26 protein-coding genes are annotated in these 24688 nt (G+C 69.1%); 3 read left to right on the top strand and 23 right to left on the bottom strand.

Features of this window, described 5'->3' with window-relative positions:
- Nucleotides 1-319: 319 nt before the first annotated feature.
- The 5 genes from OHA64_RS30865 to OHA64_RS30845 all read right to left on the bottom strand — a co-directional run bounded on the left by OHA64_RS30865 (nt 320) and on the right by OHA64_RS30845 (nt 5908).
- Nucleotides 320-1645: a PhoH family protein gene (locus tag OHA64_RS30865; protein ID WP_405618587.1), complete on the bottom strand. Its 1326-nt coding sequence runs from the start codon at nt 1643-1645 to the stop codon at nt 320-322.
- Nucleotides 1646-1970: 325 nt separating this feature from the next.
- Nucleotides 1971-2744, bottom strand: coding sequence for an isoprenyl transferase (locus OHA64_RS30860; protein WP_405618585.1), 774 nt, complete (start codon nt 2742-2744; stop codon nt 1971-1973).
- A gap of 749 nt (nt 2745-3493) precedes the next feature.
- Nucleotides 3494-4294, bottom strand: a complete 801-nt coding sequence (locus tag OHA64_RS30855; protein ID WP_405624194.1) for a class I SAM-dependent methyltransferase — start codon at nt 4292-4294, stop codon at nt 3494-3496.
- Nucleotides 4295-4411: 117 nt separating this feature from the next.
- The gene (locus tag OHA64_RS30850) at nt 4412-5290 is read right to left on the bottom strand and encodes an LLM class flavin-dependent oxidoreductase (protein WP_405618582.1); all 879 of its coding nucleotides are present in this window, start codon (nt 5288-5290) and stop codon (nt 4412-4414) included.
- Between the two features lie 6 nt (nt 5291-5296).
- The gene (locus OHA64_RS30845) at nt 5297-5908 is read right to left on the bottom strand and encodes a dihydrofolate reductase family protein (RefSeq protein WP_405618580.1); all 612 of its coding nucleotides are present in this window, start codon (nt 5906-5908) and stop codon (nt 5297-5299) included.
- Between the two features lie 117 nt (nt 5909-6025).
- Between OHA64_RS30845 and OHA64_RS30840 the strand changes: the two genes are divergently transcribed.
- Nucleotides 6026-6451 (top strand): DUF192 domain-containing protein, encoded by a 426-nt coding sequence (locus OHA64_RS30840; protein WP_405618578.1) that lies wholly within the window; start codon nt 6026-6028, stop codon nt 6449-6451.
- 7 nt (nt 6452-6458) lie between these two features.
- Here the strand turns inward: OHA64_RS30840 and OHA64_RS30835 are convergent, their stop codons facing one another.
- From OHA64_RS30835 to OHA64_RS30770, 14 genes are all read right to left on the bottom strand, one after another.
- Nucleotides 6459-7067 carry an OmpA family protein gene (locus OHA64_RS30835; protein ID WP_405618576.1) on the bottom strand — a complete coding sequence of 203 codons (609 nt, stop codon included), beginning with the start codon at nt 7065-7067 and terminating at the stop codon, nt 6459-6461.
- Between the two features lie 14 nt (nt 7068-7081).
- Nucleotides 7082-7663, bottom strand: a complete 582-nt coding sequence (locus tag OHA64_RS30830) for a hypothetical protein (RefSeq protein ID WP_405618573.1) — start codon at nt 7661-7663, stop codon at nt 7082-7084.
- 23 nt (nt 7664-7686) lie between these two features.
- Nucleotides 7687-8298 carry a pilus assembly protein TadG-related protein gene (locus OHA64_RS30825; protein ID WP_405624193.1) on the bottom strand — a complete coding sequence of 204 codons (612 nt, stop codon included), beginning with the start codon at nt 8296-8298 and terminating at the stop codon, nt 7687-7689.
- The gene (locus OHA64_RS30820) at nt 8295-8492 is read right to left on the bottom strand and encodes a Flp family type IVb pilin (protein WP_405618570.1); all 198 of its coding nucleotides are present in this window, start codon (nt 8490-8492) and stop codon (nt 8295-8297) included. The genes OHA64_RS30825 and OHA64_RS30820 overlap by 4 nt, the downstream gene beginning before the upstream one ends.
- 139 nt (nt 8493-8631) lie before the next feature.
- Complete coding sequence (locus OHA64_RS30815) at nt 8632-9486, bottom strand: response regulator (protein WP_405618568.1); 855 nt, start codon at nt 9484-9486, stop codon at nt 8632-8634.
- A gap of 40 nt (nt 9487-9526) precedes the next feature.
- Nucleotides 9527-10933 carry a sensor histidine kinase gene (locus OHA64_RS30810; RefSeq protein WP_405624192.1) on the bottom strand — a complete coding sequence of 469 codons (1407 nt, stop codon included), beginning with the start codon at nt 10931-10933 and terminating at the stop codon, nt 9527-9529.
- 449 nt (nt 10934-11382) lie between these two features.
- On the bottom strand, nt 11383-12270 hold the full coding sequence (locus tag OHA64_RS30805; RefSeq protein ID WP_405618565.1) for a DUF5936 domain-containing protein: 888 nt from the start codon (nt 12268-12270) through the stop codon (nt 11383-11385).
- 22 nt (nt 12271-12292) lie between these two features.
- A complete protein-coding gene (locus tag OHA64_RS30800; protein WP_405618562.1) occupies nt 12293-13243 on the bottom strand; it encodes a type II secretion system F family protein in 951 nt (316 codons plus the stop codon).
- An 11-nt stretch (nt 13244-13254) separates the two neighbouring features.
- The gene (locus OHA64_RS30795; protein ID WP_405618560.1) at nt 13255-14592 is read right to left on the bottom strand and encodes a CpaF family protein; all 1338 of its coding nucleotides are present in this window, start codon (nt 14590-14592) and stop codon (nt 13255-13257) included.
- 10 nt (nt 14593-14602) lie between these two features.
- Nucleotides 14603-14974: a TadE/TadG family type IV pilus assembly protein gene (locus tag OHA64_RS30790; protein ID WP_405618557.1), complete on the bottom strand. Its 372-nt coding sequence runs from the start codon at nt 14972-14974 to the stop codon at nt 14603-14605.
- Nucleotide 14975: 1 nt separating this feature from the next.
- Nucleotides 14976-15299: a pilus assembly protein gene (locus OHA64_RS30785; protein WP_405624191.1), complete on the bottom strand. Its 324-nt coding sequence runs from the start codon at nt 15297-15299 to the stop codon at nt 14976-14978.
- A gap of 110 nt (nt 15300-15409) precedes the next feature.
- On the bottom strand, nt 15410-16672 hold the full coding sequence (locus OHA64_RS30780) for a CpaE family protein (protein ID WP_405618555.1): 1263 nt from the start codon (nt 16670-16672) through the stop codon (nt 15410-15412).
- A gap of 10 nt (nt 16673-16682) precedes the next feature.
- Complete coding sequence (cpaB, locus tag OHA64_RS30775) at nt 16683-17390, bottom strand: Flp pilus assembly protein CpaB (RefSeq protein ID WP_405618553.1); 708 nt, start codon at nt 17388-17390, stop codon at nt 16683-16685.
- 100 nt (nt 17391-17490) lie between these two features.
- Nucleotides 17491-18429: a hypothetical protein gene (locus OHA64_RS30770; protein ID WP_405624190.1), complete on the bottom strand. Its 939-nt coding sequence runs from the start codon at nt 18427-18429 to the stop codon at nt 17491-17493.
- 337 nt (nt 18430-18766) lie between these two features.
- Here OHA64_RS30770 and OHA64_RS30765 point away from each other — a divergent pair, with 337 nt between their 5' ends.
- Nucleotides 18767-20539: a chitinase gene (locus OHA64_RS30765; RefSeq protein ID WP_405624189.1), complete on the top strand. Its 1773-nt coding sequence runs from the start codon at nt 18767-18769 to the stop codon at nt 20537-20539.
- Nucleotides 20540-20611: 72 nt separating this feature from the next.
- On the opposite strand, the gene OHA64_RS30760 is transcribed toward OHA64_RS30765, so the two are convergent.
- From OHA64_RS30760 to OHA64_RS30750, 3 genes are read right to left on the bottom strand one after another with little or no spacing between them, the layout of a single operon-like run.
- Nucleotides 20612-20869 carry a hypothetical protein gene (locus OHA64_RS30760; RefSeq protein ID WP_405618551.1) on the bottom strand — a complete coding sequence of 86 codons (258 nt, stop codon included), beginning with the start codon at nt 20867-20869 and terminating at the stop codon, nt 20612-20614.
- A 26-nt stretch (nt 20870-20895) separates the two neighbouring features.
- Nucleotides 20896-21183, bottom strand: a complete 288-nt coding sequence (locus OHA64_RS30755) for a hypothetical protein (RefSeq protein WP_405618549.1) — start codon at nt 21181-21183, stop codon at nt 20896-20898.
- Nucleotides 21183-22739, bottom strand: coding sequence for an RHS repeat-associated core domain-containing protein (locus tag OHA64_RS30750; RefSeq protein ID WP_405618546.1), 1557 nt, complete (start codon nt 22737-22739; stop codon nt 21183-21185). The genes OHA64_RS30755 and OHA64_RS30750 overlap by 1 nt, the downstream gene beginning before the upstream one ends.
- Before the next feature lie 521 nt (nt 22740-23260).
- Here OHA64_RS30750 and OHA64_RS30745 point away from each other — a divergent pair.
- Entirely contained in the window at nt 23261-23950 is a 690-nt protein-coding gene (locus OHA64_RS30745) for a DUF1266 domain-containing protein (protein ID WP_405618544.1), read from the top strand.
- 64 nt (nt 23951-24014) lie between these two features.
- Here OHA64_RS30745 and OHA64_RS30740 read toward each other — a convergent pair whose 3' ends face one another.
- Entirely contained in the window at nt 24015-24524 is a 510-nt protein-coding gene (locus tag OHA64_RS30740) for an ATP-binding protein (protein WP_405618542.1), read from the bottom strand.
- Between the last annotated feature and the right edge of the window lie 164 nt (nt 24525-24688).

The following is a 24688-nucleotide window of genomic DNA, read 5'->3' as shown; positions in this document are numbered from 1 at the left end:
GCCCGATGGACAACTCCCTTGCGGGAGCGCCGCGTGTGACTCGGGCGGCATACGACGACTGTATGGAGTTGGGTGTGGTTCCTGTGGTGCCGTACCGCTGGGGGCACAGATGTGTCGTATGCGGGGCCTGACAGGAGTGAGACTCTGCCGTAACCCGACACCGCAAGGCAATTCTGTGTGCCGTGTGAAAGCTCACATCTCGTTTGACCCCGGCGATTCTGAGAAAGCTCCACGCGCGAAGGCGCCGCCCGGCTAGGCTCACTGGCTTTTGCCGGACGGCGCCACCCCACGGGTAGCTACCGCAAGTTGAGCACTTGGGTCAGATGTGCCCGTCCTCCAGCATTTCGGTCACAAGGGCCGCGATCTGCGACCTCTCGGACCGCGTCAGCGTGACGTGCGCGAAGAGCGGATGGCCCTTCAGCTTCTCGACCACGGCGACGACACCGTCGTACCGACCGACCCTCAGGTTGTCCCGCTGGGCCACGTCATGGGTGAGAACCACCCGTGAATTCGCCCCGATCCGGGACAGAACGGTCAGCAGGACGTTCCGTTCCAGCGACTGCGCCTCGTCGACGATCACGAACGCGTCATGGAGGGAGCGGCCCCGGATGTGGGTGAGCGGGAGGACTTCCAGCATCCCCCGCGCGGTGACCTCCTCGATGACCTCGCGGCTGGTGACCGCGGACAGCGTGTCGAAGACCGCCTGCGCCCACGGGCTCATCTTCTCGGACTCGGAGCCGGGCAGATAGCCGAGCTCCTGCCCGCCCACCGCGTACAGCGGCCGGAAGACCATCACCTTCTTGTGCTGACGGCGCTCCAGGACCGCCTCCAGGCCCGCGCACAGCGCCAGCGCCGACTTGCCGGTGCCGGCCCGGCCGCCCATGGACACGATCCCGATGTCCGGGTCGAGGAGCAGATCCAGCGCGATGCGCTGCTCCGCGCTCCTGCCCTTGATGCCGAACGCCTCACGCTCTCCACGCACCAGGCGGACGTTGCCCTCGGGCGAGACCCGGCCGAGGGCCTTGCCGCGCTCGGACTGGATCGTCAGCCCCGTGTGCACCGGGAGGTCGGCGGCCTCGGGCACGTGGACGTGCCCCTCCTCGAAGAGGATGTCCACCTGCTCGCCGGGCAGGGTCAGTTCGGACATTCCGGTCCAGCCGGAGGCGTCCGTGATGGCGAGTTCGGCGCGGTACTCCTCAGCGAGGAGACCGACCGAGGACGCCTTGATCCTGAGCGGAAGGTCCTTCGACACGACTGTGACGTCGAACCCCTCGGCCTGCAGGTTGCGGGCGACCGCGAGGATGCGGGAGTCATTGTCCCCCAGGCGGTAGCCGCTGGGCAGCACACTGGGGTCCGAGTGGTTGAGCTCGACACGGACTGTCCCGCCGAGTTCCCCGATCGGGAGGGGGGCGTCGAGGCGACCGAATCGGACCCGGAACTCATCCAGCAGGCGCAGAGCCTGCCGGGCGAAGTAGCCGAGTTCGGGATGGTGCCGCTTGGCCTCCAGTTCCGTCACCACGACGATGGGAAGCACGACCTCGTGCTCGTCGAAGCGGCTCAGGGCGTTCGGGTCGGCCAGCAGGACGCTGGTGTCGAGAACATAGGTGCGCCGGTCTGGCATACGGCGCTTTGTGCTGGTCACCACGGAAGGACGTACCCCCTCGGATGAGGTCGGGGAGCGACGGAGTGGAGCTGGACCGGTCGTCGGCCGCGATGCACGGGCCGGGGACCGGCCCTCCACTGCTTCGTCCGCGCTGAGACCGCACGGTCGGGCTGGTGCAAAGGGCCTCCCGGGCGGACGGCCCCGTGCCGTCCGCTGAGATCCGACACCCGTGGTTCGGGCGTCGACCTGCTTGCCTTATGCCCTTGAACCTGCCGCGCCATGCCAGCACATATGACGGCGGGCTGGTGAACTCCGTGTTACTTCCACCCCAAAGGGGGTAGCCGCTGCTCTTTCCGGGTGAAGTCGGTCAGCCGCCGTAACGGCGGTGGCGCGCCGCGTAGTCGCGCAGCGCGCGCAGGAAGTCGACCTTGCGGAAGGCCGGCCAGAAGACCTCACAGAAGTAGTACTCGGAATGCGCCGTCTGCCACAGCATGAATCCGGACAGGCGCTGCTCACCGCTGGTACGGATCACCAGGTCCGGGTCGGGCTGGTCGCCGGTGTAGAGGTGGCGGCCGATCGTCTCGACGTCGACGGACTCGGCGAGTTCCTCCATCGAGGTGTTCTTGTCGGCGGCGTCGAGGATCATCGAGCGGACGGCGTCGGCGATCTCCTGGCGGCCGCCGTAGCCGATGGCGACGTTGACCAGTATCCCGTCTCTCGACGCGGTGGTCTCCTCGGCCTCCTTGATGGCGTCCCGCATCCCCTGCGGCAGCAGGTCGAGCGCGCCGACGTGGTGCACCCGCCAGCGGCCGTCGGCGGCGAGGGAACGGACCACGTCCTCGATGATGCCGAAGAGCGGGACCAGTTCTTCCTGAGGCCGGTCGAAGTTGTCCGTGGAGAACAGCCAGAGGGTGACGACCTCGACGTCCGTCTCGGAGCACCAGCCGAGGAACTCCTCGATCTTGTCGGCACCGGCGCGGTGTCCCTGGGCGGTGGTGGAACCCGCGGCCTTCGCCCAGCGCCGGTTGCCGTCCATGACGACACCGATGTGTTTGGGCACCTGGGCGTGATCCAGGTGGCCTTCCACCCGGCGTGCGTACAGCCTGACGAGCAGGCCACGCAGTGTGTCGCGCAGGTTCACGTGATTGTCAGCCCCTCCGTGCGGATGCGGTCCCCGCGAGCCGAAGGGTACCGGTGCGGGCAGTGGGCGCGCCTTGTGGGGTCCGCACCACGTAGGCCAGTTCGGTGGGGCCACTACTCACGGGTGCCCGTTCAGGGCAGAAAAAACGGGCCGGTCCGTGGGGGGGAGACGGACCGGCCCGAGGGGGGGTTTCCACCATAACCCTTCGTAAGTGATGCTGCGCGCATCGGCGTGCCACAACTACTCTCCGGAGTCGGGCGACGACGCGGCGGTGGCGACCCGCGGGCCCTGTCATGGCTGGTGCGTGGCCGGATAGCGGCGGATTTCAGGGGCGCGACCGGCTGGTTCTCGGTGGGGAAACCAGGGGGAGAGGTTCCCTCCGGTGGGTGACGGCGAGTGCGCACGCGCGCTTGACGCCCGGCACGAGTGGGCTCTCTCGCCGGCACGGGCGGACAGACACCGCGCAGCCCCTCGTGGAGCCCGTGAATTACACAGGGAGTGACGGAAGAGGACAGAATCTGACCTCATTCCGTCCTTGCGTCCGACCATGACCGTGAAAATCACCTGGGCACAGACAAGCGCGCGGCGTCTGGAGCGTCAGTTCCTGGCCAGCCCCGCCGAAACCGGTACGCCAGTCGCCGACGTGGTCGGCACGATGCTCGCCGCGCATGCGCGGGTCCTTTCGGCGGCCGAGGCGTCGGTGCGGGTGCGCGCCGCCGGGAAGACCCGGGCGGACGTACGGGCCGCGCTCACTCGCCCGGTCTGCGGGCCTCGAAGAGGTGGCGGGTGCTGTGGGCGACGAATGGTCCCTCGGACTCGATCTGCTCGTGCAACGAGCGAAGTCGGGGCTCGTACGCCTCGACGGTGAAGCCGGGGACCATCCAGACCACCTTCCGCAGGAAGTGGACGACGGCCGCGATGTCATGGAACTCCATGCGCAGCCGTTCGGCGCGCAGGTCGACGATCTCGAGTCCGGCCGCCACCGCACCGGCGCGCTCGCGGTCCGGGTGACGGTCACTGCGGGACGCCTCCGGCTGCGGGCCGAGGAAGTACTCGACGAGTTCGAAGACGCTGGAGGGACCGACGTGCTGGGCGAAGTACGTGCCCCCGGGGCGCAGGACGCGGACGATCTCCGGCCAGTCCGGGCGGATCGGATGGCGGCTGACGACGAGGTCGAAGGTCGCGTCCGCGAAGGGCAACGGCGCGTCGTCCGCGGTCGCGACGACGGCGACGCCGCGCGGCCGGAGCAGGGCGGTGGCCTTGGCCACGTTCGGCGGCCAGACCTCCGTGGCGGCGGTGAGCACGGGCGCCTTCGGGGCCGCGGCGAGAGCGAAGTCGAGGACCTCACCTCCGCCGGTGTGGATGTCGAGCGCCGCGGACGCGCCCGCCAGGCGCCCGGCCATCGCCCGCGCGTACCCCCACGAGGGCCGCGCCTCGGTGGCCCGGCCCTCGAACCAGGAGAAGTCCCACCCCTCGGTGGGCACGGCGGCGCCTTCAGCGACGAGGTCTTCGAAGGTACGGGGCTCCGGGAGCGCGGGGAGCTGGTTCATGGGCGGCTGCTGTACGGGCGGCTGACTCATGGACGGATCGTCGCAGGGCGTTGTCGGTGGCCGCTCCTGATTTTCCGGGCAGGACGCGGCTCAGCGGCGGGTCGGTCTCGGCCGGATTCACGGCACCAAGGGCCGGACTTCCTCCGCGGTGAACCGTACGAATCCCTCCGGGTCCGGCTCGTCGCCCGTCGGCTGGAGCACCACCGTGTCGGCGCCCGCCTCGGCCAGTCGCTGGACGGCCTTGGCGACGGCGTCCGCGTCCCCTGCGACTCCCAGGTCCGGGACGGAGCCCACCCCCTCGTCGGTCAGCTCGGCACGCAGCCGGACGGCGGCGTCCGGTCCGGTGGCGGTGAGGAGATAGACGACGAGCTTGTGCGGCTCGGTCCGCCCCGCCGCGGCCCGCCCCTCGTCGATGAGCGCGCGTGCCCGTCGCACCCCGTCGGGCGGGGTGGACGCGGTGAGAAGGGTGCCGTCCGCGACCTCGCCGGCCAGCCGCAGCGTGCGCGGGCCGGTGGCGCCCGCGAGCACCTGGATGTCGCCGTCACCCGCCGGCGGCCAGTCGAGTGCGACGTCGTCGAGCTTGACGTACCGCCCGTCGGTGGTGACCCGCTCCCCGCGCAACAGGGCGCGCAGCGCCACGAGATGCTCCCGCAGCAAGGTCAGCGGGGACTCGGCCCGCGCCCCGACCTGGCCCATCCAGTCCTGCACCCCGTGCCCCAGGGCGAGAACGGCACGGTCGGGGAACATCCGGTGCAGGGTGGCCGCCTCCATCGCGGTGACGGCGACGTTCCGCAGCGGCACCGGCAGCAGCCCGATCCCGATCCGTACCCGCTCGGTCCAGGCGAGCGCGGCGGCGGCCGCCGAGATCCCACCCTCACGGAAACAGTCCTCCCAGAGCCACAGCTCCTCCAGACCGACACCCTCCGCGAGCCGCGCCACTGATCGCAGGTCTTCGGGCGGCAACTGCGGGCGGAACACTGCTCCGAGAGTGGTCATGACGGCTTACCTACCCGCTTCGGACGTGCCCGGCACGTCCGAACGCGCTTCCGGCTGAAGCCGCTCGTGACGCAGCAGTACGACACCGTTGCCGAAGGTGCGGGACTCGGTGAGCCGGAGGGACGTCGTGCGGGGGTCGGTGCGGGGGAAGAGGGGTTTGCCGTCGCCGAGGAGGACGGGATGGACGTAGACATGGAACTCGTCGACGAGGTCGTGTCGCAGGAAGGCGGCGGCGAGATCGGCCCCGCCGAGCCCGAGGTCGCCGCCCGGCTGCTCCTTGAGCGCCCGCACCTCCTCCGGGACGACCTCCCGCGCGATCGTCGTGTTCCAGTCGGCGTGCCGCAGGGTCCGTGAGTAGACGACCTTCGGGATGTCCCGCCAGATACCGGCGAACTCGGTCATGATCGGGCCGGCCTCGGGGTCGGAGTCGGCCGTGGGCCAGTACCCGGCCATGAGCTCGTACATGACCCGGCCGTGCAGCAGCCCGCCCATCCTCGCGACCGTGTCGTTGGCGTGCCGGTGCACTTCGTCGTCGACGCGGTGCCAGGAGATGTCCTGGCCGGGGCCCTCGATATAGCCGTCGAGGGAGATCGACATCATCAGGACGATCTTTCGCACGTCTCGGTCACCTCGTTCGGTCGGGTACGGCGAATCGCCACCACCGTCCCAGACTCGGATACGTTCGGTCGGTATTGCGAAGCGGCATTGCGAAGCGGCGCAGGGAGGTGATCTCGCGTGGGGCGCTGGCTCGACGGACGGGGCAGGCTGGTGGTGCACGGCGGGGACGGGGCGGAGCGGGTGACCGTTCCACTGGAGATCGCGACCTCCTACCGGGCCCGTACGAAGGGGCTGCTCGGGCGGGACCGCGTCGACGGGGCGATGCTGTTGTCCCCCGCCGGCAGCGTGCACACCTTTCGGATGCGTATCCCCATCGACGTCGCCTATCTGGACCGCGGCCTCAGGGTCCTCGCCGTGCGCACCATGAAGCCGGGCCGTCTGGGCCTGCCCCGACTGCGGTCCCGGCATGTGCTGGAGGCGGCGGCCGGGGCGATGGCGGGGTGGGGGGTCCGGGTGGGGGCACGGGTCACGGTGGAGAGAAACCTGGACGGAGGGGCGGGCGAGGCCGGCAGGACAGGCGGGGAGGGCGGGGAGCGCTCGTAGGTGGCGGTCAGCTCTCCGTGCGGGGGAAGGAGACCTCGACCCGTCGGTTCTTCTTACGGCCGGACTCCGTCGCGTTGGAGGAGATCGGGTACTGCTCGCCGTAGCCGCGGACCTCGAAGGTGACGTTCGGGTCGTTGAGTTCCTGGTCCAGTACGTCCTGTACCGCGTTCGCGCGCTTCTTGGACAGTACGTCGCCGTGGGCGGAGGATCCGAGGTCGTCCGTGAAGCCGAACACCCGGATCCGTGTCGCGTTCTGGGTCTTGATCTCCTCCGCGATCGAGGAGATACGGGCCTTCGCCTCGGCGCCCAGTTTCGCGCTGTCCTTGCCGAACAGCACCTCGGCCTGAAGCGCGAACTTCACGTCCGCGTTCGTGTCCTCACGGCGCTCCTCACCGCCCTGGTCCTCGACCACCTGCTTGATGTCCAGCACCTTCGGTTCAGCGAGAGTGCCGCCTTCGGGGAGCTTCAGGTCCGGGTCGTTGGCGTCCACGGTGACGGGGGCGGAGGCGGTGGGTTCGGTGCCGGGGGGGACGCTGGGGGTGGGGTCGGCGTGGGCCGCGAGGGCTGTGCTGGCAAGGAAAAAGGAGGTGGTCGTAAGAATCAGAGTGAGGCGCATGTGGGTCATTGGCCTCACCCGGAGATCTGGATGGGGGCAGCGGCGAAGGCGGGCAGCTGGAAGGTGACTTCGGTCGTGTCAGTGGGGGGCGCCGGGAACTGCAGGAAGACTGCAACGGTCTCGCCGGCCTTCACTGTCGAGAATCCCGTCGTCGTCAGGGGGCGGCCGTCCGTGTCGCGCAGCACGTAGTACCGCTTCTTGCCCTTCGAATCCACCAGCGTCGCGCCGCCGAGTGACCTGCCGTTCCTGATGATCTCGGTCTCGTTGCCGCTCAACGAGGCAGGAACCGCCACGCCCTTGGCGCCGTCGTTCGTCAAGTTTCCGTTCACGGTGACGAATCCGCCGGAATCCCGCTCGGCGGAAGTGATCTGGAGGACGAGTCCGTCGGGTCCCTTCAGCTCGGCCAGGGGCGCTTCGGAGCTGCCCTCTTGAGTACTCGGTCCGGGTCCACTCTCCTTGGTGCTGGACGCCGAACTCTCCGGCTTTTGGTCGTCGTCACCTCCACCACCGCAGCCGGCCACACTGACGGCCAGTGCGGCCGCAGCGGTCAGCGCGACCATCCCCCTTCGGGCCTTCGCAGTGAACCGAATGCTCATCGCTCTGCTTCCTTCATCACTCGTCATTCGCTTGTCACGTCGGCCAGATGGACGTCGAAGAGGTCCTCCGGTTTTGGAAGAACAGTGAGGTCGTCGGGCTTCAGAATCCATTCCCTGTCGTCATCGCAGGAAAGCTTCGGCAGCACGTTCTCGTCAGCGTCCTCTCCCGGGGGCTCGAACGTGCACAGCGGCTCGATGACGGCAGTGGCAGTCGCCGTCGAGTGCATGGTCTCAGTGCCGGGGATGATGGAATCGCCAACGGGCTTGATCGTTTCGACCTCAACCGTGTAACCGGGGTGCAGGCCCGGCGCAGTACCGCAGTCCGCACTGGCGTCGTTCTGCGCCGCCAACGCGTTCGCCCGCTCGCACCCGAGGAATGGCACACCGCCACCGTCGAAGATGGCCTGCCACTTGTTCGGATCGAGTACGTTCTCGACCCACTCGTCGGCAAGCGCGTCCCGGGTGTCCAGAGCGGCCGCGAGCGCTGCCGCGTCTGCCGCTGTCTGGGCGCCGTTCCGATTCGCCGCAGCTTGGCCGACCGCGAGGTATGCGAACGCCAGAAGGAGCAGACCCGCCACCACCGTGATGTAGATGGGGAAGGCCTGCCCGGCATCGCCGTGCTTGCGCCGCCTCAGCCGCCGGTAACCTCGGCGATCTTTGTCGTGATTGCGTCGAAGATCGTCTGCCCGATGTCCGTCCCCGTAATAGCCAAAACGATCGCCACCACCACGGCGATGATCCCCAGATACTCCACCGCCGTCTGCCCCTTGTCGTTGCGGGCGGCGCGGTTGCGCAGGTACGCGGCGGTGGTGTTGATCCAGTTGCTCATGGTGTTCCCCTCCGATGGCGGCCGATCGGCGAGCGATCGCCCCAACGTACGACGGAACACCCCGTCCTGCCGAGGGCCCCTGGGCCCAATTCCGGGCCCAATGACGAACCCCGCGACTCCCCCCTGGTGTCAGCACAGGTCACCCCAGTCCTCGGTGTGAACGGTGTGCACGGTGTGAACCCACTGCCGTGGTGAGCCACTTGGCGGTGGCCTGGGCGCGACTGGTGCTGGTGAGCTTGGCGAAGATGCGGTTGATGTGGTTCTTGACGGTCTTCTCGCTGATGAAGCACGTGGCGGCGATCTGCTGGTTGGTCATCCCCGACGCGATGAGGTCCATGATCTCCGCCTCCCTCGAACTGAGCTGGAACCGCGACCTAGACGACTGTCCCACATCCGGTTGCACTCGTGAAGCGATTTCCGGAGAATTGGACGGAGTTGGTATCCATGAGAGGGAATAGTTGCCCGATGAGGACAACGCAACTCTTTGCTGATGAGAAGAAGCGGAAGGTTCGCCTTCGAATGCAGTCGCACCCGACGCACGGAGTCGGCTCAGCAGCGCCCCCGCCGCCGTGGGCGTGAAGTGGGGGCGGCCGTCCTTGATGTCCCGTACGGCGGTCACCAGTTGGTCGGCGGTGAACTCGCCGTGGACGAGGTAGCCGTCGGCTCCGCGTCGCAGGGCTTCCTCCACGATCTCCGGTTCCCCGCTGTACGTCAGCATCATCACCGGGGCGATCCCCACCAGGTACGGGAGCGCCGAGATGCCGTCGAGCCCGGGCATGCGGACGTCCAGGAGGACGATGTCGGGACGGTGGCGCCGGGCCGCCTCGCAGGCCTCGTGGCCGTCGGCCGCCTCGGCGACGACCGTGATGTCCGCGCGGCCGGTGAGCAGGGCGGTCAGGCCGGCTCGGACCACGGGGTTGTCGTCGGCCACGACCACCCGTAAGTCGGGGGCGGGCGGCGATGGGGTCCTCGAATGCGTCGTCGTCGCACTCATCGATGTCCTCGATATCGTCGTCTCGGTCTCGTCGTCCTCGTCACAGGGCTTCCCTATTCTCCGGGGGCGGTGCTGCCAGGGGGAGTTCCAGAAGGACCTCCGTGCCCTGGGTGTGTATGCCCTTGCCAATACGGATGCCGGCGCCCACCGACTCCGCCCGCTCGACCATGCCCACCAGGCCGAAGTGTCCCGAGCGGCGGAGCTCTTCGAGGGTCGTGTCCGGAGGGAGGCCGCGGCCGTCGTCGTACACGCTGATGCGGAGGACGTCGCCGTGGATTCCCGCGTGGACGTCGAGCCGGGTCGCGGCGGCGTGGCGGTGGGCGTTCTCCATGGCCTCCGTGGCGATGGTGAGGAGCTGGCGGGCCACGGCGGGCGGCACCGGGGGCGGCTGCTCCGTCCGGTCCCCGGTCGGGTGGAAGGTGGTCGGCAGCGTGGTTCGGGCGCCGAAGTCGTGGGTGCGGGCGGCCAGTTCCGCGAGGACGTCGGTGGTGTGGTCGAGGTCCGATTCGCGGCGCAGGTCGGCCAGGAGTTCGCGGGACTCGGCAGCCGCCCTGCGGGCCGAGCGGGCCACGAGTTCGGCCTGCCGCTTGATGAGGTCCGGGTCGATGCGGGGGGCGCCCGCCGAGTTCGCCAGGCCGTCCGCGGCCAGGGCCACGCCGTGGAGGGTCTTGGCCACGGAGTCGTGCATCTCCCGGGCGAGACGGGCCCGTTCGGCGCTCACCGCCTCCGCCGCGGCCAGGCGTGCCTGGACGGCCGTCAGGGCCTGGGTGGCGGTGCCGAAGCGGAGCATCAGGTTGCGGAGGGTGGAGCCGACGGCTCCCGTGATGACGCAGAAGCCGGGCAGCAGCAGGGCTTCCGTGAATTCGGCGCGGGCGTCCTTCAGGGTGGCCTGGACGAGCAGCAGGATCAGTGACTGCAGGGAGGCGAAGACGGCCGCGCCTCGCCAGCCGTAGACGATGCCGGCGAGGAGAGGTGTGCAGACGCTGACGTAGGCGAGGGTGGTGTCCGGGCCCGCCGAGATCAGGAGCAGGGAACCGAAGAGGGTGTCCACGGCCAGGAGGGTGGGGTGGCGCAGGAGCAGCGGGCCGAAGCGTTCCCAGTCCCGGAAGAGGACGTACGAGCCCATGAAGGTGACGACCACGGCGGCGCCGACCAGCCGGGCGCCCAGCCCGGGGCTGGCGTTGAGGAGGGCGGCGGGGGCCGCCAGGGCGATCATCGCGAGGCGGAAGCCGAAGACCTGGCGGCACATGGCCTGGAGGGCGTTCACCTGGAGCGGGATGGGCGGCGCGGGTTCGCCCGTCGGGGGCCCCGGCGGAGACTGATCACCGTCAACTGCCGGTGCCGCGTGGGGCGGTTGAACACCGTCGGCGGCGGCAGTCCGATGCGAGGGCTGATCGCCGTCGACGGCGGAAGTCCGACGCGAGGGCTTGTCGCCGTCGGCGGTCATGCGGCCGTCAGCAGCTGGTACAGCGAGCCAGTCCCCCTCGGCCACCACGCTCCAGTCCGGCGCTGTCATGGCGAGCCCATCCCCCGCCGCCACCGCAAGCCCGCCCGGCGCTGTCCCGGGGAGCCCCTCCCGCGTGCCCTTGTCCGGCGCTGTCCCGGCGAGCCCTTCCCCCGTGCCCTCGTCCGGCGCCGTTACGGCAAGCCCCGCCACCACCGCGCCCCCGCCCGGCGCTGTCGCCGCAAGCCCCTCCCCAGGCTCCACCCCGAGCCCGCCGCTCCCAGCCCCCACCCCCGTCTCCACTTCAGGCCCACGCCCCTGCCCACGCCCGCGCCCACGCCCGTGCACCCACCCGGCCGCCCGGCGCCTGTGCCCCGCCCCCGCTCCCGCCCCCGTCCTCGCCCGCACCCTCGCTCTCATCCGCGCGCTCACCCTCACCTCTCGCCCGCCCCCTACTTACCGGTGATCGAGCCGAAGTCCGTCCCCGAACCCAGCAGCAGCCCCGCCCCCAGCAGGATCATCGTGGCCGGGACCATGAACGTCGTGATCATCATCGTGGCCTTGGGGACCGCCCGGGCGGCCTTGCGGCGGGCGTTCTGGGCGTCGGTGCGGCGCATGTCCTTCGCCAGGGAGACGAGCGTGTCGACGATCGGCGCCCCCAGCTCCTCCCCCTGCTGGAGAGCCGTCACGAACATCGCGACCTGCTCGGAGTCGTTCCTGCGACGCAGCTCCGCGAAGGCCTCGCGGCGGCTCATGCCGAGGTCCATCTGGCGGAGCGTGATGCGCAGTTCGTCCGCCCAGGGGCCCTCGTACTTCGAGGCGACGCGGTCCAGTGCCTGCCGGAAGCCGAGGCCGGCGCTCACCACGACCGCCAGGACGTCCAGGAAGTCCGGCAGGGTCCGCTCGATCACGTCCTTGCGGATCCGGATCGCCGACCAGATGCCGACCTCCGTCCAGAACGCGCCGAACGCCAGCAGCAACAGGGCCACCAGGAGGTCACCGCGGAGCAGGAACACCAGGAAGCCGACGCCGCCGAGGAAGCCGTAGACCGCGCGGCGCGCCGCGTAGCGGTCGATGGTGAGGCCGCCGGGGTTGCCGGCCAGGTCGATCTTGCGGCGGTACTTCGCGACCTGCTTGGGACCCATCAGCCGTAGGACGGCGGGGGCGTAGCGCATGCCGAGGCGGTCGATCAGCGAGTCGACCGCGCCGGTGCGGGTGGCGCCGACCTCCAGGGCCAGCACCAGGTCGCTGGGGAGTTTCACCTCCGCCCGGTACATGCGGATGCCGGTGAAGACGCCCCAGACGGCGAGGCCCATCAGCAGGGCCAGCAGGAGTGCCATGTGTCCAGTTCCTCCCAGCCGTTCAGACGTCGATCCGCGACAGGCGGCGGATGAGGACGAAGCCCACGGTGTACAGCCCGAACGCGACGATGACCGCCGCCTGGCCCAGCGGTGAGCCGGTCATCCGGTCCAGGGCGCCGTCCTTCACCCCGTTCATCAGGAACAGCGAGCCGACGCCGAGCACCGGCACCGCGTACGACGTCATGTTCACCTGGGACAGCTGGGTGCGGACCTCGCGCCGGGTCTCCTTGCGTTCCTCGAGCGTCTCCGTCAGATTCCGCAGGGCGCTCACCACCTGGCCGCCCGCCCGGTTGGACAGGACCAACGTCGTGACCAGGACGACCAGTTCACGGGAGGGGAGACGTTCGGCCATCTCGCCGAGCGCGTCGTCCATCGTCGCGCCCATCGCCAACTGGTTGTCGACCTTGGCGAGTTCCTCGCCGGCCGGTGCCTCCAGCTCCTCCGCGGCCATGCCGATCGCGGTGCGGAGCGCGAGGCCCGCCTGCGTGGCGTTGGCCAGGATGCGGGCCATCTCCGGGAGTTGGTTGATGAACTTCTCGATGCGTTTCTGCCGTTGCCAGGTGAGGAACTGCATCGCCGCCCAGATGCCGAGCAGTCCGGCGATCGGCCCGAAGAAGGGGGCCAGGGTCGCCTGCCCGACCAGCCACAGGCCCGCCACCGCGGCCAGCATCGCGGCGAAGAACTCGCCGGGCGTGATGTCCATGCCGGTCGCCGCCAGCCGCAGTTCCAGCTTCCGGCCCGTCCGGGTCCGCCGCAGCCGGCGGTCCAGGTTGCGGAAGCGGCGCTGCCGGCCGGTGGCGGATATCTGGCCGGCGGCCGTCAGCCGCTCCACGAGCGCGGCCCGCTGTGCCCTGCCCTTGGCGTAGGTGTGCACCCCGATGACGGTGAGGACGCAGGTCAGCAGGGTGACGCCGATGGTGAGCGGGACGAGGGTCTGGAGATCTGGGTCCATGGGGGGCGGTCCTACCTGGCTTCTCGGATGGCTAGCTGATCTGCGGACTGGGCCACGCCGAAGGCCTGGGGCGTGGGCTGGCTCGCCATGTAGAGGCGGTCGGCGGTACGGCGCGGGAGCGGGAAGTGCTGGTAGGCCCCGTAGATCCGGCCGTCGGCCGCCATCGGCCGGGCGTCGAAGCGGGCGACGCTGGCCAGCCGGTACGGCTCGCTGCCGTGGCTGTCGAGCACCGCGATCTCGGTGATACGGCGGACGCCGTCCGCGAACCGGGTGAGCTGGATGATGACGTCGACGGCGCTGTTGATCTGGTCGTGCAGCGCCTCGAAGGGGATCTCCACCTCGGACATGGACGCCAGGGTCTTCAGCCGCATCAGCGCGTCCTCCGCGTTGTTGGCGTGCACGGTCGCCAGTGAGCCGTCGTGGCCCGTCGACATGGCCTGGAGCATGTCGAGCGACTCGCCGCCGCGGACCTCACCGACCACGATCCGGTCGGGACGCATACGCAACGAGTTGCGGACCAGGTCGCGGATGGTGATCCGGCCCTTGCCCTCGACGTTCGGCGGACGGGACTCCAGCCTGACCACGTGCCGTTGCTGGAGCTGGAGTTCGGCCGAGTCCTCGATGGTGATGATGCGGTCGCCGTCCGGGATCAGTCCGGAGAGGGCGTTGAGCAGGGTCGTCTTGCCGGTGCCCGTCGCACCCGACACGATGATGTTGAACCGCGCCTGCACCAGGCCCGCCAGCAGATACAGCATGTTCTCGTCGAGCGAGCCGAAGCCGACCAGCTCGCTGAGTGTGAAGGAGCGCGGGAAGCGGCGGATCGTCAGGATGGCGCCGGTCAGCGACAGCGGCGGGATGATCACGTTCACGCGCTCGCCGGACGGCAGCCGGGCGTCGACCATCGGGTTCGACTCGTCCACCCGCCGGTTGACCGTCGACACGATCCGCTCGATGGTCTGCATCAGCTGGTCGTGGGAGGGGAAGCGGAGCGGCAGCTGCTCCACCCTGCCGCCGCGCTCCACGAAGATCGCGTCCGGGCCGTTCACCATGATCTCGGTGATCGACGCGTCCTCCAGCAGCGGTTCGAGGATGCCGAGCCCGAGTGCCTCGTCGACCACCCGGCGGATCAGCTGCGAGCGCTCCACCGTCGACAGGACCGGGCCCTCCCGGCTGATGATGTGACCGAGCACCCGCTCCAGCCGTGCCCTGCGCTCGGCGGCCGCCAGCGCGCTCATCTCCGCGAGGTCGATCTCCTCCAGCAGTTTGGCCCGGTAGGACGCGACCATGTGGCCGTCCTCACCCCGGCTGCCGTTCTCTTCCGGGGAGTTGATGCGTGACCGCAGGCTCATGGGTGCTTCCTCAGTGGTCGAGCGGCATGGTGGCGGTCTTCTGGGCGGGGTCGAAGTTCCAGCCGGGGACGATCGACGGGATCTGGACGGTGGCGGTGACCGTGACCGCGTCACCGCTCTCCGCGGCGGAGCACGCGACGCTCAGCCAGTCGCTGATCGCGTTCGCGCACCCCTCCTGGGCGCTCTCCTCGATCGAGGCCGCGCGCGCACCCGCCCGGGCCGCCGTACCGGCCTGCTGGGCGGTGTAGGCGATCAGCCCGATCTGTACGCCCGCCATCGCCACGAGGACCAGGATCGGGATGAACCCGAGGTACTCCAGGGCGACCTGACCGCGGTCGCGGCGAACCCCGCGCCTGCCGTGGCGTTTCCCGTCGTACGGCATCTCAGTCCTTCACCTCCTCCACAGCCCCGGCGTGGCCCTTCACGTCGAAGGGGAAGCCGATCGCCCCCGGGAAGAGGACGGGGACGTGGAGGGTGACGTCGGCCGTGACATAGCCGCCGGAGGTGGCGCACTCCACCTCACCGCTCCACGCGTCCGGCAGCTTGTCCAGGCCCGCTTCTTGGCACGCCCCCTGCCGCGCCCCCTCCGGAACCGCCGTCCCCGCCCTCACCGCCTCGTCCGCAGCATTCCCCGCGAGCGTGAACGTGTATCCCAGCAGCACGAACTGCCACATCAGCACCAGGGTGATGAGGATCAGCGGGGTCATGCCGAGGAACTCGACGGTGACCTGGCCGTCGTCCCTCCGCAGCACGGCGCCCTTCCGCACCACGGCATCCTTCCGCAGCACGGCGCCCTTCCACCCCGGCCGGCGCATGCTTAGCTCCCCAGCTCGCGGCGTCGCCGGAACCCGACCGCGGCCCGGTCGCCGCCGCCGCGCAGCCTGCCGGCCCGATGACCGGGGCTGTCGGGGCTCTTGACCAGGCCGAGTTCGGCCGCGAGGGCCCACAGGGCCTGCTTCACCGTGCTCTTGCTGTCGAGTTCGTGGACGCGGCCGGCGTCCACCGCGCTCTGGAGTTCCTTGAAGTTGGCGGGGATCGCGATGCCCGCGACGGCCGTGCCGGTGATCTTCTGGATCAGCGGGGGCTGGATCTCCGTACCGCGCGTGTGGCGGTTGACGACGATCGTCGTCTCCTCGGCCTTGCGGATCTGCAGCCGGTCCCACATCCGGACGGTGCGTTTGGCGCCCCGGACCGCGACCACGTCGGGCGTGGTGACCAGCAGGGCCGTGTCCGCCATCTCCACGGCGGCGGCGCCTGCGCCGCCGAGCTGGGCGCCGCAGTCGACGACGACGACCTCGTAGCGGGAGCGCAGGGCGCTGACGATCTGGCGGGCGGCCCGGTCGGTGACCTCCTCGCCGCGTTCGCCCTCGCCGGGGGCGAGCAGCAGGGCGACGCCGGTGTCGTGGGGGAAGACGGCGTCGGCGAGGACGCGGGGGGAGATGTCGGTGATGGCGGCGAGGTCGACGACCGAGCGGCGGAACTGGACGTCCAGGTAGGACGCGATGTCCCCGGTCTGCAGGTCCATGTCGAGCAGGGCCGTGCTGCGTCCCGACGCCTGGGCGGCGAGGGCGAGTTGGATGGCGGTGAGGGTCGCCCCCACGCCTCCCTTCGCCCCGCTGACCGTGACGACGGTCCCGCCGACACCGGTGAACACGTCGCCCCCGACGCCCAGATGACGCCGTACGCCCACCGACCACTGGGCGACCGCCTGGACCCGGCTGGCCAGTTCCTCGTAGCCCAGCGGCAGGGCGATCAGGCCGCGGGCGCCGTAGTCCATGGCGGCCTGGAAGAGGCCGGGGCTGGCGTCGGAGGTGACGAGGATGACGCCGACGGCGGGGAAGCGGAGGGCGACCTCGCGGATGAGTTCCAGGGCCGGGACCGGGCCGATGCGCTCGTGGACGACCACGACCTCGGGCAGTTCGTCGATCGACTCGGTGGCGAGGCGGGCGAGGGCGTCGATGAGCTGGGTGGAGTCGACCACCGGAGCGAGCGGTTCGGCGTCCGGGAGCTGGCTGAGCAACGTGGTGATGGACCGGGCCGCGTCCGCGTCGCCGACCGCCGGGAGGATCCTCGTGGGCATGGCCGGCCTCTCACTTGTCCTTGGCGAGTTCGTAGCTGCGCTCCTGCTCCGGGACGGCGGTGTCGGTACCGGGTGCCACGAGCGCGAGCCGGACCTCCTTGGCGAACGACTCGGCGTACGTGATGCGCTGGGCGTCCAGGGTGGAGAGCGCGAAGGTGATGGGGACGGCGTCGGTCTCCTGCCGGGTGCGGTCGTCCGCGTCGGGCTTGAGGGCGGTCAGCTCGCCGACGTCGATGACCCGGGCGTTGGTCACGATGATCTTGGACAGGTCGGGGTCGACCTCCCGCTGCCCCTCGAAGGTGGCGTACACGTTGACCGAGGAACCCGCGGTGATCTTTCCGGCGACGCCGGTCGCCGCGTCGATCATGATGGCGACCTCCTGCTGCCCGGGCCGCAGCGCGGGCTGGTCGACGATCATGTCGCTCTGCAGCAGGGAGCCTTCCCGCAGCGTGGTGACGGCGATCTTGCCGCGGATCCGGGAGAGGTCGGTGACCGCGGTGTCCGGCAGCCAGCGCTTCGGCATCTCGGTCTTCTCGAACTGGGCCGCGCTGAGGCTGGTGTAGGGCTTCACGTCGGACTTCAGCCGGTACGCGGCGACCTCGGGTCCGACCTTGGACTTCACGTCGTTGATGACGGACAGCACGCCGGCGAAGGCGCCGAGGGCGCACAGGACCGACAGGAGCAGGAGTATCACGCCGCGGCGCTGACGGGAGTTCATGAACCGTACGACCTCGTCGGGGGGTTGGGTCTGGCGGAGTGGGTCTGGCGGAGCCGGTCTGACGGAGCGGGTCTGGCGGGCGGCGCGGGTCCGGGTCGGCTCACCCGGCGGGCAATTGGTTCCGGTACGCGGGCGATACGGAAAGTGACCCTGACGTTCCGGGTGTTCCCGGTGTTCCCGGTGTTCCTGGGGTTACGTGCGACACCGGCGCTGTCGCGGAGCAGAAGACACAGCGATCGCCGATGACCTCGATGCCGCACCAGTGACAGGTGTTCTGCCGTACCGAGGTGACCAGTTGGTAGAGCACCGACAGGTCCGGCAGGAAGGTACAGAACTCGATGAGCTTGCCGGTCCCCCACCACAGCGCGGACTCGGCGGGCAGCGGGGCCTCGCGCAGCCCTTGGACGCTCCAGGACTTGGCCAGGGTCGCGCTGACCCAGTCGGACTGCAGTTGCCCCCGGGCGACGAGCATCGACGTGGAGAACTCCGGGCCCGCGAGAGTCGCGCCGGGCGCGATGCGCACGAGCTGCGGCTGCGGATGGGCGAGCACCCCGAACTGGCTGCCCGGCATCCAGGACTTGGCGTGCGACTTCAGTCCCACGGGGACGCGGTCGAGCTTGGTGACGGAGCCGAGCAGCGCTCCCGCGTGGAGGTAGTGGGTGAGCAGCCGGGCGGCCGAGGCGAGCACGCCGGGGCTCAGGTCGCAGGAGGCGAGCTGCCGCAACTGGCGGGCCAGGACGGCGAGTCCGAGGGGTGGCAGGTCAGGCCGGAACAGGGCGATCCGGTCGCTTTCCAGGAGGGAGCGGACGGTGAGCAGTCGCCGCTCCACCTCCCGGGGCACGGCCTGCGAGCACACGACGATCACATGCCCGTGCTGTTCGACGAGTGTCTGCACAGCGGCCAGCGACCGGTCGAGCGGCTGGCGGTCCAGGTCCGGCAGGACGGCGGCAGGCATGGTTCGATCGTCCTGCGGCGGCAGCGCCATGTCGGCGCTGGTCACGGCAATGGCAGTTGGCACGCGCAGCTCCCCGAATCCCATGCCCATGAGCCCGCCCGGCGTCACTCCGGCCCGCCCGGTCGACTTCACTGCGTGACTACCCGAGCACTTTATCCACGCACCTGTGGCCGGAGAACAGCGTTTCTGTGACTTCCTGGCCCCCTTGAGGACTCAAAAGGGGCCTATTTCCATGCAGATGGGGCGCACTTGCCACGAGCTCCTGTGTTCCTCCAGCGAGTTGACCTCACCCTCAGGCCCGAAACCGCCAAGACCCTTGACAGTCGAATTGGTCTGGACCAACTTGTAGGCACAGCGGTGGCCACCGTCGTCCCACGCCCCCTCTCCCCCACCGGAGGCACCAGTGCGCCGCGAATCAGGCATGCCCGGAAGCCGGCACGGACGCAGACGGATACGGCTACCGCTACGGCTACGGCTCCTCGCTGGATCTGTCACCACGACCCTCACAGCGATCCTCGCCACGGCCCTCACCGCAAGCCTCGCCCTTGGCCTCGGACTCGGACTCACGGTCGCCGTCGCGGGCCAGGCGTCCGCCGCGGACGTCAACAACGCGAAGAACGCCGGCTTCGAGTCCGGCCTCACCAACTGGACCTGCTCCGCGGGCAGCGGTACGACCGTCTCCTCCCCGACGCACGGCGGCTCGGCCGCGCTGAAGGCGACGCCGGCCGGCCAGGACAACGCTAGGTGCACCCAGACGGTCGCGGTCAAGCCCAACTCGACGTACACACTGAGCGCCTGGGTGCGGGGCGGGTACGCCTACCTGGGCGCGACCGGGACGGGCACGACGGACGTGTCGACCTGGACCCCGGACTCGTCATCGTGGAAGCAACTGTCGACCACCTTCTCCACGGGCTCCTCGACGACCTCGGTGACGGTGTACACACACGGCTGGTACGGACAGGCGGCGTACTACGCGGACGACGTGTCGCTGTACGGCCCGGACGGCGGCGGTGGCGGCGACCCGGCCCCGACGATCCCGGCGACGCCGACCGGTGTCACCGTCACCCGGGCGGCCTCCTCGTCCATCTCCCTTGCCTGGTCCCCCGTCTCCGGCGCCACCGGCTACACCGTCTACCGGGACGGCACCAAGGCGACGGCGGTGACCGGGACCTCGGCGACAGTGACCGGCCTCGCGGCCTCGACCTCGTACTCCTTCCAGGTCACGGCGACGAACGCGGCGGGCGAGTCGGCGAAGTCGGCGGCGGTGACGGGCCGGACGACGACCGCTCCGGACGGCGGCGGGGGCTCCCTGCCGAAGCACGCCGTGACGGGTTATTGGCAGAACTTCAACAACGGCGCGACGGTCCAGAAACTCTCGGACGTCCAGTCCCAGTACGACATCATCGCGGTGGCCTTCGCGGACGCCACCACCACACCGGGCGCCGTGACCTTCACCCTTGACTCGGCCGGCCTCGGCGGCTACACCGTCGACCAGTTCAAGGCGGACGTGAAGGCGAAGCAGGCGGCGGGCAAGAAGGTCATCATCTCGGTCGGCGGCGAGCGCGGCACCATCTCGGTGACCGACCCGACATCCGCGACGAACTTCGCGAACTCGGTCCACACCCTGATGCAGACCTACGGCTTCGACGGCGTCGACATCGACCTGGAGAACGGCCTCAACGCGACGTACATGACGCAGGCGCTCCGGGCGTTGTCGGCGAAGGCGGGCCCGTCCCTGATCCTGACCATGGCCCCCCAGACGATCGACATGCAGTCGACGTCCAACACGTACTTCCAGACCGCCCTGAAGGTGAAGGACATCCTCACGGTCGTCAACATGCAGTACTACAACAGCGGTTCCATGCTGGGCTGCGACGGCAAGGTGTACTCCCAGGGCTCGGTGGACTTCCTGACCGCCCTGGCCTGCATCCAGTTGGAGGGCGGCCTGTCCCCGTCCCAGGTCGGCCTGGGCCTCCCCGCCTCACCGAGCGGAGCGGGAAGCGGGTACGTGTCGCCGTCGGTGGTGAACAACGCGCTGGACTGCCTGACGAAGGGGACGGCGTGCGGGTCGTTCAAGCCGTCGCGGACCTATCCGGACCTCCGCGGCGCGATGACGTGGTCGACGAACTGGGATGCGCGGGCGGGGAATGCTTGGTCGGGGGTGGTGGGGCCGCACGTGCACGGGTTGCCGTAGCCCTCGCCCATTGAGATCACGGGCGTGGCGCCACTTCATTCTTCGGTGCCACGCCCACAACTCACAGCGAACTCATGCGTCATCGCTCCGCAACCGCCGCGCCACGTCGATGTCCTGCTGAAGCGCGCTGAACCGAGGCGGCTCCCGGCCGGCGTCCAGCACCACGACATGCAGCCGGTCGCCGACCTGAGGCGGGGCTGTGTTCTCGTCCCACCAGGAGGAGTGTTTCACCTGGTCGACGAATCCGACCCCGCCGCCGTCGACTTCGACCTGCACTCCCACCGAGGCGACGGCGATGACTGTGACGTCCAACTCCTGGTGATGACGCACCGTCGCGACCCCTTACCGGGAAAGGTTCAGTGCCACCAGTTGTACGGGTCACCAGCCGCCTTCAGGTCCTGCATGCTGACAAATCGGCACTCACCGGTCACGTTGTGCACGGAGATGCAGGGAGGCCCGTAGACGAGGTACTTGTCATCTCTGGTGGACAAGTATTTGACAGACTGATAGCTAAAGTAGAAGAAGTCACCCTTCGCCGCCTTATGGCTGTCCTCTTCGAACAGGGCGACTTCATTGTCCCAACCAGCAGATATTTGGCGGAGAAAATTCGCAGCCAGCCACTCCGCTTGCTCCGGCGTATACATCAGTTCACCCTCATCAATTTGAATCCCTTGTACATCATAGGGTCGACGAACCCCGTCTGGACGTCAACGAAAAGAACCCGACCTTGATGGTTCACAACGTTGAATACGTGTCCCGGCTGATTTGGGATGGGAGACTCCCCTGCGACTATACCGCGCGCACCGTGCCCAGAATTTCGGACATGGTCGACCATGTCCCAGAAGCTTGTATCTCTGAACCTCGCGCCGAACACACTCTCCAGCCGATCCAATTGCTGCGCTCCCCCCATATCCCCAGGCACGGACTTTATTCCCTCGCCACGCATATACCGCTCGAAAGCCTCGCCGACGTAAGTGCAGTTCATGTTCCCTCCCTCGGGATTGAACTGCTTTGCCAAGTCGGAAAGATTCGTCGTCTCATACGGCTTGGGAGGGATCGGCGACTTCTGAGGCGCGAGCCCAAGGGGATCGCAGGAGACCGAAGGCCGATCCACATACCCGACAGGGTTGGCCGCCGGCGCCAGGCCGAGAGGGTCCTGGCTCATGTACTGGGCGACTTCGGGGTCGTAATATCTGAGGTAGTTGTAGTTCAGGCCCGTCTCAGAGTCGAAATACTGGCCCGGAAAACGGAGTGGTGTGTAAGCGTTGCTTCCGACCGGCCAGGACAGTTTTCCCCAGTTTGTGGCGCGGGAGCGCCAGGCGATTTCTCCGGACTCGTCGATCAGTTCACAGGGAGATCCCGAGAGGTCGGAAACGATGGCGAAGAAGCGGGCGTCGATCTCCTCCTGCGAGGCCGCGGCCGTGGTCCGGCGCTCGCTCTGGGCGACCGCTTCCGGGCCGTGGAGATGCCACGTCAGGGTCACCGAGTCGCTCGTCTCGCCCCACCTGGTCGTCTGCTCGCACAGCGAAACACCGTCCCAGGTGAAGTCCACCTGCTCCAGTACGTCGACGCCGTTCTCCGCGATGCACTGCTTGCCGGTGCGTCTGCCGAGGGCGTCGTATTGGTACCGCCACACCGTGCCGTCGGGGGTGACGACCTGGGTGAGCCGGTCCTCCGCGTCCCAGCTGTACCGCCACGTGTCCGGCTTGCGGGACAGCCGCGTCTTCTGGCGGAGTACGACACGGCCGGCCGCGTCGTGCTCGTAGCGAATCCGGCCGGCACGCACGAGGTCGGCGCCCTGGTAGGCGCGTTCGCCGCAGCCGTCGTCTCCGAATGGACCGGCTGGCCAACCGGCCGCCACCTGGTTGCCGAGCGGGTCGTAGGAGTAGGACTCCTCCCATCCCTCTCCGCTGACCCTCGTCGTCCTTCCCGCCAGGTCCAGTTCGTACTGCCGAACGCCGTCCAGTTGGTCCTGGACCTTGGTCAGGCTGCCGTCCGCGCGATATTCGTACGTCCTCGACTGAATACGTCCGCGGGGGTGGTCCACTGCTTGGGAGATCAGCCGGTTCATGGCATCGAACGACCGGGACACGCTCAAGGACTCACCGAACCGGCGACCGACTTCGCGGCCGACCCGGTCGTACTCCAGTGTGATGTCACGACCGTCCGCCGTGAGCCGGCGAGGCTGTTCCCGCGCCACCCGCCTGGCTCCCGCCGACAGAGATCGAGGAGTCACTGTTCGAGGCCAAATCGCGTGGCGACTGGGGCGCGTACTTCGACACGCTCGCGCGGAGTCGGGTGTACTTCGAGATACGGCGGGACAAGGCGGATGCCACGCCCAGTGAGACCTACGCCGTGTTCGGACACGACCCACGGGTCCCTGGAGGGCGGATCTGGGCGGTCTACACCGACGGGATGCTTCCCGCGCCGGAACCGCACCGCGTGTTCGACTGGAACGACCTCGCGTGGTTCGCGCAGGTCTGGAAACCTACCGATCCTCCGATGATCGTGGTCAATCCCGGTAGTCCGTGCGAGGCCTTTCTCCCTTCCGCGCCGCCGTACTCGGCGGCCTGGGCTCAGCACTCCGAGCGGGCGGGTTTCCCCTCCTTCGCACCACAGGTCCGGACACTCCGTGTGGGTGGTCCTCTCCAGGGGACCGTTGCCCGTGGACTGGCTTGTGGGGCCCTCCTCTTCGTCCGCGACGGATTCGCCTGGAACGCCATGGCTTACCACGGCTCCGGCTACCCCGCAGAACGCAAGGCCCTTCGGGAGTGGTGGGGTGTCACCAGCCACGAGGAGTGGCAGGCACAGCAGCGTGCCCTGCTGGCACTCGACGGGGCCAACCCGGTCTGGGAGTTCGCCCTGCGGCTCCGTCGCACCATCGCGCGTGACTTCGGCGGCTATGTCGACACCGCCTACTGGCGTGACACGGCCGCCCAAGTCCTGCGTGATCGCGCCACCGGCGCAACCGTCATCACCCCGGACGGTGTCACGAGGACCGAGCCCCGGCCGGAAGCGGAGACCGAGGCTCACATCAAAGGCGTGCAGCATCTCATCGGCAGGATCACCCGTTATGAGGCCCGTTTCCGCGCCGACGGCATCCTCGCCGAGAACCGGTACGTCACCTCCGTGGACGCCTGGGATCTGGGACGGGCCTCGGGCATGGCCCGCTGGGGTCTCGGCTCCCGCTACTGCGGCTTGAAGGAAGTCGAAGCCGCGGTCATCGAAGCGGGGCTCGGCGCGATCCGCTCGTACCGGTCCTGGCAGGACTTCTCCTCCGGCTACATCCTGGGGCGATGTCTCCACTTCGACGACGAGGAGTTCGGGGAGTGGTACACGGACGTGCTCGACGCCCATCGCATCCTCATGTCCGAATCCGACAGCCCTTGGCTCACTGTCCCCTTCCAGTAGTCGGCAGAGGAGCCCCCGTCCTTTGGAGGGCAGCCTCCCCACTGGGCCGGGGCACGGGTTGGGCTCAGCGCTTGAGCTCGGTGTGCCGGTCCCTCCCGTACGCCGTCGCTCCCGCCCTCGGCAGTGTCGCCCACATGCGCGTCCCGCCGCCCGGTTCGGGGGCCTCACCGAAGCCCCATGTGCCGTCGCAGGCACGGCAGACGCAGGCCAGGACGCGGAGGGCGGCGCGGCGGCGGGTGTCGCAGGCTGTGGCGAGGTGGGGTTGCGTGTGGCGGGGGTGACTGTCGTAGGCGATCAGGCGGAGGGTGGCGGCGCGGTAGCGGAGGGATAGGTAGAAGGTGGGGGTTTCCGTGAACTGGGCTGCGGTGGCGGTGAGTTCGCCTACCGCCTGTAGGGCCGGGTCCAGCATGTCGTGCAGGTTGTGGGTCTTCAGGACCTCTCGGGTGGCGGCTCGGGCGAGCGAGGGGCTGGCCAGGGCCGCGGGGAGCGTAAGGCTGTAAGACAGGGTTTCGGGGGTGGGCGCGGTGGGGTCGGCCGTGTGGGGCGGGGCCACGGGGCAGCGGGAGATGGGCATGGGGTGACTCCTGTTGGGCGTGGGGGTGTTGACTGTCGTTCGGCAGCAGTCGGTGGCTCGTCTCCCTGGGGCTCGAACCCACCCCTCCCAGGGAAAGAGGGTGCGGGCAGGCTCGCGCGGTGCACTGCCAACTGCTGTGTGTAGCTTGTGCATTACTGACTGTA

This window comes from Streptomyces sp. NBC_00076 (assembly GCF_045041235.1).
Taxonomy (GTDB): domain Bacteria; phylum Actinomycetota; class Actinomycetes; order Streptomycetales; family Streptomycetaceae; genus Streptomyces.
The sequence above is the reverse complement of the archived record's forward strand: the minus strand, read 5'-3'. Positions and strand labels throughout refer to the sequence as shown.